Source organism: Rahnella sp. CFA14(1/10) (assembly GCF_004195095.1).
In the GTDB taxonomy this organism is placed as follows: Bacteria; Pseudomonadota; Gammaproteobacteria; order Enterobacterales; family Enterobacteriaceae; genus Rahnella; species Rahnella perminowiae.
Genome location: NZ_SEWS01000011.1, coordinates 110,039 through 123,246, shown reverse-complemented (window position 1 = coordinate 123,246; position 13,208 = coordinate 110,039). Strand labels below are relative to the sequence as shown.

At 50.6% G+C, this 13,208-nt stretch carries 12 protein-coding genes; 3 read left to right on the top strand and 9 right to left on the bottom strand.

Features of this window, described 5'->3' with window-relative positions; translation table 11 throughout:
• Positions 1 to 71 precede the first annotated feature (71 nt).
• On the top strand, positions 72 to 1,397 hold the full coding sequence (gene argA / locus EVX52_RS20995) for an amino-acid N-acetyltransferase (RefSeq protein WP_129954956.1): 1,326 nt from the start codon (positions 72 to 74) through the stop codon (positions 1,395 to 1,397).
• A 75-nt stretch (positions 1,398 to 1,472) separates the two neighbouring features.
• On the opposite strand, the gene ptrA is transcribed toward argA, so the two are convergent.
• The 9 genes from ptrA to rppH all read right to left on the bottom strand — a co-directional run bounded on the left by ptrA (position 1,473) and on the right by rppH (position 11,440).
• Positions 1,473 to 4,358 carry a pitrilysin gene (ptrA, locus tag EVX52_RS20990; protein ID WP_129992052.1) on the bottom strand — a complete coding sequence of 962 codons (2,886 nt, stop codon included), beginning with the start codon at positions 4,356 to 4,358 and terminating at the stop codon, positions 1,473 to 1,475.
• A 303-nt stretch (positions 4,359 to 4,661) separates the two neighbouring features.
• Entirely contained in the window at positions 4,662 to 5,006 is a 345-nt protein-coding gene (locus tag EVX52_RS20985) for a prepilin-type N-terminal cleavage/methylation domain-containing protein (RefSeq protein WP_129992051.1), read from the bottom strand.
• Complete coding sequence (locus EVX52_RS20980) at positions 4,999 to 5,436, bottom strand: YgdB family protein (protein ID WP_129992050.1); 438 nt, start codon at positions 5,434 to 5,436, stop codon at positions 4,999 to 5,001. The genes EVX52_RS20985 and EVX52_RS20980 overlap by 8 nt, the downstream gene beginning before the upstream one ends.
• A 47-nt stretch (positions 5,437 to 5,483) precedes the next feature.
• Positions 5,484 to 6,071, bottom strand: coding sequence for a prepilin peptidase-dependent protein (locus EVX52_RS20975; protein WP_129992049.1), 588 nt, complete (start codon positions 6,069 to 6,071; stop codon positions 5,484 to 5,486).
• The gene (locus EVX52_RS20970) at positions 6,062 to 6,556 is read right to left on the bottom strand and encodes a prepilin peptidase-dependent protein (RefSeq protein WP_255466772.1); all 495 of its coding nucleotides are present in this window, start codon (positions 6,554 to 6,556) and stop codon (positions 6,062 to 6,064) included. Before EVX52_RS20970 ends, EVX52_RS20975 begins: the two co-directional genes overlap by 10 nt.
• Before the next feature lie 245 nt (positions 6,557 to 6,801).
• Entirely contained in the window at positions 6,802 to 7,596 is a 795-nt protein-coding gene (thyA, locus tag EVX52_RS20965; protein ID WP_129954951.1) for a thymidylate synthase, read from the bottom strand.
• A 6-nt stretch (positions 7,597 to 7,602) separates the two neighbouring features.
• Positions 7,603 to 8,472, bottom strand: coding sequence for a prolipoprotein diacylglyceryl transferase (gene lgt, locus EVX52_RS20960; protein WP_129954950.1), 870 nt, complete (start codon positions 8,470 to 8,472; stop codon positions 7,603 to 7,605).
• 182 nt (positions 8,473 to 8,654) lie between these two features.
• The gene (gene ptsP / locus EVX52_RS20955; RefSeq protein WP_129954949.1) at positions 8,655 to 10,901 is read right to left on the bottom strand and encodes a phosphoenolpyruvate--protein phosphotransferase; all 2,247 of its coding nucleotides are present in this window, start codon (positions 10,899 to 10,901) and stop codon (positions 8,655 to 8,657) included.
• An 11-nt stretch (positions 10,902 to 10,912) separates the two neighbouring features.
• Positions 10,913 to 11,440, bottom strand: a complete 528-nt coding sequence (gene rppH, locus EVX52_RS20950; RefSeq protein WP_129954948.1) for an RNA pyrophosphohydrolase — start codon at positions 11,438 to 11,440, stop codon at positions 10,913 to 10,915.
• Positions 11,441 to 12,135: 695 nt separating this feature from the next.
• Here rppH and mutH point away from each other — a divergent pair.
• Positions 12,136 to 12,822 carry a DNA mismatch repair endonuclease MutH gene (gene mutH / locus EVX52_RS20945; protein WP_129954947.1) on the top strand — a complete coding sequence of 229 codons (687 nt, stop codon included), beginning with the start codon at positions 12,136 to 12,138 and terminating at the stop codon, positions 12,820 to 12,822.
• A gap of 86 nt (positions 12,823 to 12,908) precedes the next feature.
• Positions 12,909 to 13,127, top strand: coding sequence for a YgdI/YgdR family lipoprotein (locus EVX52_RS20940; protein ID WP_015689428.1), 219 nt, complete (start codon positions 12,909 to 12,911; stop codon positions 13,125 to 13,127).
• The last annotated feature ends 81 nt before the right edge of the window (positions 13,128 to 13,208 follow it).

Sequence of the window (13,208 nt, the reverse complement as noted above, 5' to 3'; positions counted from 1 at the left end):
TTACTTGCCACAGCGCCGCAAAAGAATAAAAATACAAAAATTACGAATAAAAATTCATACGAGGTTTTGCCGTGAAGGAACGTAGTACTGAACTGGTTCAGGGATTTCGCCACTCAGTTCCCTATATAAATGCTCACCGAGGCAAAACATTCGTTGTCATGCTCGGTGGGGAAGCCATTGAACATGAAAATTTTAGCAATATTGTCAACGATATCGGCCTGTTACACAGTTTAGGCATCCGTCTGGTCGTCGTTTATGGCGCCCGTCCGCAGATTGATGAGAACCTTTCCGAGCATAATTACGAGCCGATTTATCATAAGAATATTCGCGTCACGGATGCACGTGCGCTCGAACTGGTTAAGCAAGCCGCCGGGCTGCTGCAGCTCGATATCACGGCGCGGCTGTCAATGAGTCTGAATAATACGCCACTTCAGGGCGCGCATATCAATGTCGTCAGCGGCAATTTTATCATTGCTCAGCCGCTGGGCGTCGATGACGGTATTGATTACTGTCACAGTGGGCGTATCCGCCGTATTGATGAAGAAGCGATTCACCGTCAGCTCGACAGCAATGCGATTGTCTTGCTCGGTCCGGTTGCAGTTTCGGTTACCGGTGAAAGCTTCAACCTGACTTCCGAAGAAGTCGCAACACAACTGGCGATCAAACTGAAAGCAGAAAAAATGATCGGCTTCTGCTCTTCACAAGGGGTAATCAACGAGGAAGGTAATATTATTTCCGAACTGTTTCCTAATGATGCACAGCAAAAAATTGATCAGATGGAATCCGGCGGCGATTATCTTTCCGGTACCGTTCGCTTCCTGCGCGGCGCGGTGAAGGCCTGCCGCAGCGGCGTACGTCGCAGTCACCTGATCAGTTATCAGGAAGACGGTGCACTGGTTCAGGAACTGTTTTCGCGCGACGGCATTGGCACGCAAATCGTGATGGAAAGTGCCGAGCAAGTTCGGCGAGCAACCATCAACGACATCGGTGGCATTCTGGAACTTATTCGTCCGCTGGAACAACAGGGTATTCTGGTACGCCGTTCCCGCGAGCAGCTGGAAATGGAAATCGATAAATTTACCATTATCGAGCGGGATAACCTGACCATTGCCTGTGCGGCGCTTTATCCGTTTCATGATGAAGGGATTGGCGAAATGGCCTGCGTGGCGGTTCACCCGGACTACCGCAGCTCTTCACGGGGTGAAATGTTACTGCAACGCGTTGCCAGCCAGGCGAAACTCATGGGGCTGAACAGGCTGTTTGTACTGACGACCCGCAGCATTCACTGGTTCCAGGAGCGTGGTTTCAAACCAGCAGAAGTGGATGTGTTGCCGATTCAGAAACAGGAAATGTACAACTACCAGCGTCGTTCCAAAATACTGATCGCTGAGCTGTAACTCTCTCACTACCTGGCCTCAGTTATAAAAAGGACGCTTCCGCGCCCTTTTTATTTTGCTTTACACATCAGCGGATTATTTATCCGTGTGCGGTTCCAGCGCCTGTTGCAACGTTGAGGTATCAGACCAGGTTTTAAAGCCCTCAGGCGCCGCGTATTGTGGCGACTTGCTGTCATTGCCTGAAACCTGTGACAACATCGCCAGACCATCCTGTTTTATTACGGCCTGATTGAAGTAATCCGCCAGCTGAGTTTGCGTCAGCCCGGCAATAACCCGGATAACATTCGTGCGGGTGTCAAATTGTGGATTTCCGCGGCTAAAATCATTTCCCAGACGGTCAGCTTCCTCATCTAACGTTTGCGGGTTTTGCTGCATTTCATTCACCAGCCCCTGTTTGTATTGCAGGAACTCGTCATCCTTCATTTCACGCAGACGTTTTTCGGCCTGCGGATAAAATGCCAGATAGCGCTGATACAGATAATCAGGTTGCCTGCTGTTACTTTGCAGCAGGAAACCAATCCCCCACTGTTTGCCTACCGGAATAGGAAAAGCAAACACTGCGTAACCCAGTTGTTCTTGTGTCCGAAGCTGACTGTAGAACCATGGCTGAATAATTTGTCCCAGCAAAGCACTGTACGCCATGCTCTGAACTTCATCATAACCGGTGGGGACATACACCGCTGCCAGCGCAGAGTCCGAACTTGTCCCAATACGCTGAATATTCGCTTTCAGCGGTCCGGTCACTACGGCCAGCTTGCCGCGCCACCACTGTGTCCCATGCTCACCCAACTTTTGCATGATTTGCGAAGACATCGCTTTAACCTGATCAGCCGTCATATTCCCCACGACCATCACTTCTACCGCAGCATGATGAACCAGTTGTTCACGGTAGGCGTTCACCTCTTCCAGTGTGATGGCGGAAACCAGCTTTTCACGCTCGCTGCGCTCGGTATAAGGCACCCGCGAAAGCAACTGAACCGGTTGTAACGCCAGCTCAAACGCTTTCCCTTTATCTGCTGAAGCTAAACGCTCGAGATACCATGATTTCGCCTGATCAAGCTGTTCCTGTGTCGGTTTGAAATCAGGGTAGTTATCGACCAGTGCGGCCAGTAAATCAGGCAGACACTCGGTGAAACCGGTAGCAGTAAATTGTAATCCGTTATCAGGCGATGTGCCGAACGTGATCCCACCAATGGATGCCTGATAGCTCAGCTGATCAAAAGCAACGCCGGTGAGGTAATCCGTCAGGCCATACAGCACCTGATTTTTAGCCGTGCTGAGAGACTGCTCATTGCGGAAAGAAACGGTCACATTCGCTTTAGGCTCATCAGCAAAATAGCGACTCGGCATGTAGAACACCCGCAACCCTTTATCTTCAACTAACAATTCAGGTTTCGTCGCCGTCGAATCTTTAGTGACCAGCGCAAGTGAGTCCGGAATGTACGGATTCAGCGCAGGCAGCGACAGAGAAATCCCCTGCCCCAGCGTCTTCCACTGCGAGTAGGTTTGCGCGGGAACTTTATCGATCTCATACGGCGCATTAACAAAGTAGGCCACTTTATTGTGAGGCTCATTCGGGCTGATGATCCAGTAACGTGCATTTTGCGGCGTCATTTCAGTTAGCCGTGATTCAATCGCTTTAGGATCATACTGGTCAGTAAGATACGGCGAGTCGAGAACATGCCCGACAGGTACCCGCAGCATGGTATCCACCAGCCATTCGACATAATCCATATCACGCGTCAGTGCCGGATAGCGGAAGTCGAGCGCCATAACGTGGGCAATCTCATCAAAATAGGATTTCCGGATCCCCTGTGCGCGCATTTCATTGAGATAGTTGAAAATGGCGGCAATAACGGTATCGCGTTGCGCCAGCCCCTTATCCGTCAGGGAAACAGAAATATTGAATACGCCCATATTACGGTTAACCATCGGATCCGCACCTGCACTGATCCCGTCGGCATAGCCCTGCTTCTGTAACCAGTCGGATAGGGTATTCGGGCTGCGGTTACCAATAAGGTAGCTGATATAGGTATCGGTTTTACTGCGAAAATCGGCACTATTGTTATCAATGGCAAATTCAATCCGCAATTCTTTGCGCGGCTGTGCAGGAACGAAATGGATAAACTCGCCCTTTTGGTCTGCAGTTAACGTCGGGACTGTAATCGGCGGCACGGCGGCATGATGATTGGCGATCTGGCCAAAGGTTGTGGAGGCCAGTTCAGCAAGTTCAGGCAAAGATTTATTGCTATAAATCACACCGACCATGAGGTTAGCGGAATAGTAACGCTGATAAAAAGCCGTCAGCTGGTCATGAAGCTTACTGCCCGGTTTATCTTTCAACGTATCCAGATTACCCCCTGAGAAGCGGGCTGCCGGGTGCATAGGATTTAATGTTTCTGCGCGAACTTGCGCCATCCGCATACCGTCACGCGATCGGGCCATCGTCAGTTCAGCGTTCACGGCATTACGCTCACGGTCTCCGTTGGCGGGATCTAATAGTGGTTGGCCGATAGCATCCGCCAGGCGATCTACCGCTTCTGGCAAGGCATCGTTTTCTACTTCAAGATAAAACGCGGTGCGGTAAGAAGCTGTACTGCCATTATGGCTCCCACCGTGTTTTTTAAGGAATTCAGACAGGCTTTCCGGCTGAGGATATTTCTTCGAGCCCATCAGCAACATATGCTCAGTATAATGGGCAAGGCCTAACTGAGAATCAGGATCCTCCAGCGAACCGACAGGAAGGGCCAATGCGGCGAGAGATTTGGGCGCCTGAGGGTCAGAAACCAGCAAAACGGTCATATCATTGGCCAGTCTTATTGCCTGATAGTGACGAGGGTCGTTTTGACTTTTATTGATAGCTTGTGCAAAAGGTTGCCAGTCAGCTGCACTTGAAACAACAGGTATCCCAACGCTCAATAACAACAGTACCCCGAAAACGCGGGTAACCTGTTTTAACATTGCCACTCTCCCTCAATCGAATAAACGTGCCACGCAGGCAATAAATACACGGTTCAATAACCGATGAACCTCAACACGCTGTTTTGAGCGATTGAGTCTGTTCAGACCGCGCAGAAACAGGATAGTTGTGAAAAAAAATCGAATCGGGATTTTCTTCCTGTGCTCCGTTATGTTTTAGCCACAACACTCATGGTTCCCAATAGGGGAAAAACACCCGGTTAAACCACTCTAAGCTGTTAACCCGCCATTGCAAGTAGCTTAACAGTATTTTTGCCCGGTAATATGCGGCTGACAGATGCCACTTCAGGGGGCAAAATCACATATCAAACGCTGCAATATGGCCTGATATTTTGTCGGCGTTTGAATTGCCGCAGTAACCAACTTGCAGGATTGTGCATATGAAGTGCCGCTAATCAGATATTCCCAATTTTTCGCAAAAGGCTCCGTCCCCTTCCCGGCTACAGAATAGGCTTCAAGCTGGGAATGCGCTTCTGCCCACGCCTGTTGAACCTGCCACTGGCGCATAAAACCGTGGCTCAGTGACTGGTAATAATTCAGGAGCCCCAGAATGGAAACTGACAAGAGCAACATGGCGATCAGCGCTTCTGTGAGGCTGAAACCTTGCTGTGCTGAGCAGCTTTCATTCATTGCAGGCCTGCGCATCAGTCTCAGGACAAAAATCCAGCCATCCTTGTTTTAGTGGCGAAAAAATCAGATCTCCGCCAGCCTGCTTTTTACTACTGACTTGCTGATACTGTACAACGGGTTCATTGTCTTGAGTTAACCGGCCTTCACCACGGACCAGAAAGATATCCTCCCGAAAGGCTGGGCGGACACAGGCCCGGCCACTTCCTGAAATAATGATCCCATCCGCCACCTCCCGGCACTGCCAGTAGGGATCATGGCTGTCGCTCCATGATTGTCCTATGCCCCACGCCAATGCCGAAGCTGCATTTTCCCAGGCAACATTATAGCGATGCTGATTTGACGTCAGCGAAAGCCCGGCGGAAAGTTGCTGTTGCAGCGAATTAAGGACAATCAAGCCTAATCCCATCATCACCAGAATACTCAGGATCATGGCGCTCCCACGTTGTCTGAGTGACTCGCTTCTTTTGACTACGCTTGTCATAAAACATGGCCTGCAATCATCTCGTTAACCTGACGGTGGATAAAAGGATCTTTGCTCCAGCGGGCTTCCAGTTGCAGAGAATACAGACGGCCGGAGGCACTTTCTGCTACCTGCGTAATCGTAAATCGGGTCACGTTAACTTCAGCCGGATCAAGGAGTTTTTCCCAGCCAGAACTCCCGCAGTCATCTGTTCCGCGCTGGATTTCAATCCCCCCCTGTCGTAAACGATAACCAAAGTATTCAGATTCCGGTGAGCTGGTTTTATCCCATATTCCGTTACGGTTCATGTCATAGATAACAATGATGCAGGAGCCAGGCGCTTCGCCGACAGCGTTACTTATGATAAAAGATTTGCCCTCACAGTTTCCGTTACAGAAACCGGCCCGACGGATATCTTTGCCGATAGCAGAAATACTCTGGCGCAACAGTTGTTCCAGCTGATAATGCCGGCCCAGACTCTGGCTTCTCTGGCGCATAAGCGGATAGATTTGTGCGGCACTGAGCATCAGCATGCTGCCAATACCCATCGCAATCATAACTTCGGGCAGCGTGAATCCCTGACAACGGGATGTGTTCACTGACATAGCCCGATACCCAGTAAAGGCTGAGTTTCACTACACATACGCAACCGCCCTCTGACGGAGAGAACGATTCGCACACTCCCTGCTGGATTTCTCAGCGTGATATGCCCGGCAAGTGCCGCATTCCGCAGGCCGTAAAAGCCCATATTTTTTTCAGGAACGTCGGCTAATTCAATGCCAGCTTCATGAAGGGCGAATATTTTACCCGCCGCATTACGGCAATCAGAGGGGCGGATGCCGGTTCCCACACACCCGTTTGCGCCGGAAATCCCCCATAAAACAGCAGAACGATTGTAATTATTGGCTTCGGCCTGGACTCCGTATAAATACAAACGCAGTTGCTGAGCCGATTGTTCAAGCTTCAATGCCTGCTGGTAACTGCGCCAGCTGTGGATTCCCCATAACGTACACATGGCAATCAGAGCCACAACAACCATCATTTCGATCAGCGACATTCCCTGCTCTCCTGCCCGCTCAAATGTTTTCATACCGCCAAAATAAGCGTGTAGATTTTTATCGCCACCGGCAAAGTCATTTTTTCCAGGATGTCTTCAGAGCAATCGGTGCAATAAAATACACGCGGCAAAAAATTTGCGTGATATCTCGCAGGGATAACATCAGGATAAAAATCGGAGTGGGAATCGTCAGGGAAAGGTGTAAAAAATGCAGCAAGAAACGTGAGAAGGGATAAATTACCGCCTGACCAGGCTGTCAGGCGGCACACCACAAAAAATCAGATCGCCACAGGCGCTTTGATTGCAGGATGTGGATCGTACCCTTCAATCTCGAAATCTTCGAAGTTGTAATCAAACAGGGAGGCCGGTTTGCGCTTAATCACCAGTTTTGGCAATGCACGAGGCTCACGCGTCAGCTGCAGATGTGTCTGTTCCATATGGTTGCTGTACAGATGCGTATCGCCACCGGTCCAGACAAAGTCACCGACTTCCAGATCACATTGCTGTGCCATCATATGCACCAGCAGCGCGTAGCTGGCGATGTTAAACGGCAGACCCAGGAAGATGTCGCATGAACGCTGATACAGCTGGCAAGAGAGTTTCCCGTCGGCCACATAGAACTGAAAGAAAGCGTGGCAAGGTGCCAGCGCCATCTGATCCAGCTCACCGACATTCCATGCCGACACAATAATGCGGCGTGAATCCGGATCTTTTTTTAGCTGTTCAACCACATTTGTCAACTGGTCGATTTGCCTGCCGTCAGCCGCGCCCCAGGCACGCCATTGCTTGCCATAAACCGGACCGAGGTCACCCTTTTCGTCTGCCCACTCGTCCCAGATGCTGACATTATTTTCACGCAGGTAGGCAATATTTGTTTCACCTTTCAGAAACCATAGAAGTTCATGAATGATGGAGCGTAAATGACAACGTTTGGTGGTGACCAGCGGAAAACCTTCCTGCAAGTTGAAACGCATCTGATGGCCAAAAATCGACAACGTGCCCGTACCGGTACGGTCAGCTTTAGGGGTGCCCTCATCGAGCACTTTCTGCATTAAATCCAGATACTGTTTCATGTTACCTCACGACAATTGTTTCTGCGGACGGCGATATGCCCAGACCATCATAATCAGGCCAATGACCACCATAGGAATGGACAGAACCTGCCCCATGCTGATGATTCCATCGAACAGGCCTAGCTGGGCATCCGGCTGACGATAGTGTTCAACGATGATGCGGAATAAGCCATATCCGATCAGGAACAAACCTGATACGGCGCCCATCGGGCGTGATTTTCGGATGAACACATTCAGAATAATAAACAGTACAACGCCTTCAAGCAGCAGTTCGTACAGTTGGGAAGGATGACGCGGCAATACGCCATACTGATTCAGCAATGGCTGCCATTTAGGGTCAGCCGCAGCAATCGCGATGTCTTCCTGACGTGAGCCCGGGAACAGCATCGCCCAGGGTACATCTGTGGTCACACGCCCCCACAGTTCGCCATTGATGAAGTTACCCAAACGACCTGCGCCAAGTCCAAACGGGATCAGCGGAGCGATAAAGTCGGAAACCTGGAAGAAGTTGCGTTTGGTACGACGGGCAAAAATCAGCATGACCACGATCACGCCAATCAGGCCGCCGTGGAAAGACATGCCGCCATCCCAGACTTTGAAAAGATAAAGCGGATTATCGAGGAATAAAGGCAGGTTATAGAAGAAAACGTACCCGATACGGCCACCGAGGAATACCCCCAGGAAACCGGCGTACAGCAAGTTTTCGACTTCATCTTTTGTCCAGCCGCTGCCTGGCTTATTGGCACGGCGTACCGCCAGCCACATCGCGAAGACAAAACCGACCAGGTACATCAGTCCGTACCAGTGGAGAGATACCGGTCCGATTGAGAAAATTACCGGATCAAACTGGGGAAACGCCAGATAGCTGTTGCTCATCTATCACCACAAATTGTTTATCATTATTGCCCGTTCAGGGGCCAGCAGGGAGCGAATAGTAGCATAGCCGGAAGGTTTTCCGGGGCTAAGCTGCTGGAAAAGTTCTGTAAAAAATCATCTCATCCAGCGCCGTGAGGCGAGCAGGATGAGGGTAACCTGGGGCAAAGCGTGGTATCCGGCGCTTATTTACCCCCGCGGATCAGGCCGCCCAGACCGCGTCTTTCCATAAAAGCAGCCGTCATATGACGCACGTCCGTCGTGAAATGCGCCTGTAACACCCGGCTGGCCAGTTCCTGGGCATCATGGAGTTCAATACGGCGAAGCAGATATTTTACACGGGCAACGCTGCGTCCGTTCATGCTGAGATTGCGAAAACCCATACCGGTAAGCAGTAATGCGCCCATCGGGTCACCCGCCATCTCGCCACATAAGCTGACATCCAGCCCGGCAGCCTCAGCGGTGGTGACAATTTGTTTGAGCACCCGCAGCATCGCCGGATGCAGGCTGTCATAAAGCCCTGCAACACGGGTATTGTTACGATCAACAGCCAGCAGATATTGCGTCAGGTCGTTGGTGCCGACGGAAATAAACTCCACTCTCCCGGCCAGTGCAGGCAGCATAAAGACCATCGACGGCACTTCTATCATCACGCCCAAACGCGCGCGCGGCAGTTCATAACCCAGTTGTTCTTCCACTTCACGTCCGGCGCGATCGATTAAGCGACGGGCCTCATCAATTTCTTCCAGGCTGGTGACCATTGGCAGAAGAATGCCAAGATTTCCGGTTGCGGCATTCGCACGCAACATCGCACGGACCTGGATCAGGAAAATTTCAGGCTGATCGAGGGTAATTCGAATCCCGCGCCAACCCAGACAAGGATTTTCCTCGCTGATCGGCATATAAGGCAATTGCTTATCAGAGCCGATATCCAGCGTTCGCAGGGTCACGGGTTTTTGCGGAAACAGCTGTAACATGCCCTGATATTGCGCGACCTGCTCTTCCTCAGAAGGGAAACCGCTTTGCAACATGAACGGAATTTCGGTGCGATAAAGCCCAACGCCGTCAACGCGACTGCCAAACAATTTTTCATGATCTGCGCTCAGACCGGCATTCAGCATCACTTTCACCCGTTCGCCGCTTTTCAGCGCTGCGGGTTGCTCAACGTCATCTTCAGCCTTCTGACTCAGCTCCATTTCTTCGCTAATCAGACGCTTGTATTCTGTGACCAGTACGGCTTCCGGATCAATGAGCAACTCACCACGGTAGCCGTCAACGATCAGTTGTCTCTGGCTGAGCAGTGCAGGCTGTATATCAGCGCCCATAATGGTCGGCACGCCCATTGCGCGAACCAAAATCGCCGCATGTGAGTTAGCTGCACCATCGCGAACCACAACGCCTGCCAGACGGTCTTGCGGCATTTCAGCCAGCAAAGTGGCTGTCAGTTCATCTGCAACCAGAATAAAACGTTCTGGCCACTGCGTGTTGCCCTGGATCGTATCATCAAGATGAAACACCAGCCGCTGCCCCAGCGCCCGTAAGTCACTGCCACGCTCACGCAGATAGGTATCCTGCAAGCTGGAAAACTGCGCCGCAAATTCTTCGACAACCTTTTTGACGGCCCACTCCGCCACTGCACCCTGATCTATCTGGGCGAACAGTTCGCGTTTGAGACGGGCATCATTAAGAAGGTGAGAATAGAGGTCAAAAATCGCTGCGCTTTCTTTCTGCGCACTCGCCGCGAAACGTTTACTGAAGCGACGGAACTCTGCACCGGCATCTTCCAGAGCGCGGGTCAGGCGCTCGCGTTCACGCACAGTATCAAGCGTAGACGCCATATAAACGTGGTCGAGCGAAGGCTGAGAGCTGTCCTGCCAGCCAACACCGATGGCCACGCCTGGAGATGCGGCAAGCGCACGAACGCGCGTCTGGCGAAAGCGTCCATAAAGCACATTAAGCTGTGCCTGAGAAAGGATCGCCGCCAGTTGGGTGGCAAGCGTGACCATAAACGACTCTTCACTTTCGTCGAACTGCCGGTGTTCACGTTGCTGGATAACCAGCACACCCAGCAACTGACGACGATGAATGATCGGCACACCCAGGAAGGATCGGAAAAGATCTTCTTTTACGGCAGGAATATATTTGAAGCTTGGATGGCTCTGCGCATCGGCAAGGTTGATGGGCTCGGCCAGACGCCCTACCAGACCGACAATACCCTGATCAAAAGCCAGCGTAATAGTCCGACCACGAGGTTTTTTCAAACCTCGCGTCGCCATCAGATAATAACAACGACGGTCATTGTCAGCGAGATAGACGGAACACACTTCCGTGTCCATCGCCAGGCAGGTTTCGTTGACCAGTACGTCCAGCGCATCATTGAGGCTGGACGCCATTGCTACCTTTTCAACAATTTCTCGCAAACGCGTGAGCATCTCTTCGTGACTTAGCCTCTTTTACGACGATAAGCGGGCGATATCCTGGGAAGGGAGACTTCCTGCATCGGCATAATAGTAGTGGAAAACTCTTTCATTACGCGACGATAAACATCGCGTTTAAATGACACCACCTGACGAACCGGATACCAGAAACTGACCCAACGCCAGCCATCAAATTCAGGCGTACTGCTGCGCTGCATATTGATATCAGCATCGTTACACATCAGTTGCAGCAAGAACCATTTTTGCTTTTGGCCGATACAAACCGGCTTTGTGTCCCAACGCACCAAACGTTTCGGCAATTTATAACGTAACCAGTTACGGGTTGAAGCCAGAATACGTACATCTTTACGGCCAAGCCCCACTTCCTCAAACAGCTCGCGGTACATGGCCTGCTCAGCGGTTTCACCAGGGTTTATCCCCCCTTGTGGAAACTGCCAGGAGTGCTGGCCGTATCGTCTGGCCCACAATACCTGACCCTGCTTGTCACAAATTACAATACCAACATTCGGGCGGTAGCCATCATCATCGATCACCGGACTACCTCAATCGCTTAAACTCATAGATGTTCTGATTGTTTCATACTACCAACAGGCGGTAAACCACTGGTTAATGCCGATCCGCATGAATAAAAATGGGATAACTCACAGTTATACGCAAAGTTATAAACAGATTTTTGGAATCACCCGCGATTTTATGCACTTTTTCTGTGGATAGGTATGTGAAGAACTTCAGAGTAAGCGGGGTAAAACTCTTCTTAACTTATTTTTAGCGGGAAAATATATCCTTATTAAATCATTTTAAAACAGAATATTACCAATAATAAATGGAGTTATCCCATGCTTAAAAATGAGAGTTATCTCACACCTGAAAGTGATCTGGTGAAAGATCCACCAATGTCGTTTTTATCCACAGCGATCGTCTAAAAGTTGACGCTATCCCGCCAAAAAATGGATAAAACCCGGGCCGTCAAGCCTGTAAATCGAACCAGTGCTCTCATTCGGACAGGGTTATCCAAGAAATCTGTGGATAAGTAGGTGGAAGATCCTGTTCATTGTCGCCTTCAACAGGTGATCAACCTCAGCGGCGATGCACTCAATACGCCAGAAACCTCAAAAAAAACTAAGGCAAATCATGCTATTATTTCATTGATCCACAGGAACAACTTTTTATTCACTGTGCATGACAAAAGCAGTACGAAATTTAATCTATCGAGTGAGCATTGTTTTTTATGTCTATTCCTTTCCCTGCCGCCCGGCCCCCGCTCAATGAACAGGAACTGTTGTTGCGCGCGCAATCGCTGGCGGGTCATACATTGGGTGAACTCGCCGCCCGGGCCGGATTGCCCATCCCTGAGAATCTTAAACGGGAGAAAGGCTGGGTTGGTATGTTGGTTGAGGTGTATCTCGGTGCGGTAGCAGGAAGCAAAGCCGAGCAGGATTTTGCTGATATTGGCATTGAGCTCAAAACAATCCCGGTTGATTCCCGGGGCAGGCCGCTGGAAACCACCTTTGTGTGCGTTGCCCCGTTAACCGGCAACAGCGGCGTGACCTGGGAAAACAGCCACGTGCGCCATAAACTGGCCCGGGTTTTGTGGATACCGGTCGAAGGTGAGCGCCAGATCCCCCTGGCCGGGCGCCACATCGGAGCACCTTTATTATGGCAACCCTCTGAGGAAGAAGATGAGCAACTGCGTCAGGACTGGGAGGAACTGATGGATTTGATCGTGCTGGGTAAAGTCGAAAGCATCACAGCACGCCATGGCGAATATCTGCAAATTCGCCCCAAAGCCGCCAACAGCAAAGCGCTGACGGAAGCGATCGGGGAATTAGGGCAACCCATTTTGACACTGCCGCGCGGCTTCTATTTGAAAAAGCGTTTTACCGCAGCGCTTCTGGCCCGTCATTTTCAGCTTTAACCGATACCATTCCACGCGGTCTGCGGGATAGTTTGCTACGCTAAATATCACTATCTTCGGTACAACAAAAAGGAACGTTAACGATGATGAAAAAAACTTTAATGGCAGCCGGTGCTGCGCTTGTGGTGCTGAGCCTCGCAGGTTGTGCCAGCGACTATGTGATCTCAACCAAAGACGGCAATATGATCCTCACTGATGGTAAACCTAAGCTGGATAAATCTACCGGACTGCTGAGTTACACCGATGAACAAGGTAACGATCGCCAGATCAATAATGACAACGTCAGCCAGGTGATGAAGCGTTAAGCAAAACGCCTCTTAACCCGTTAAAGAGCCAGTTATCAGGACTGGCTCTTTGTTATTTTATCCACCGCCCGCATCGTTCTT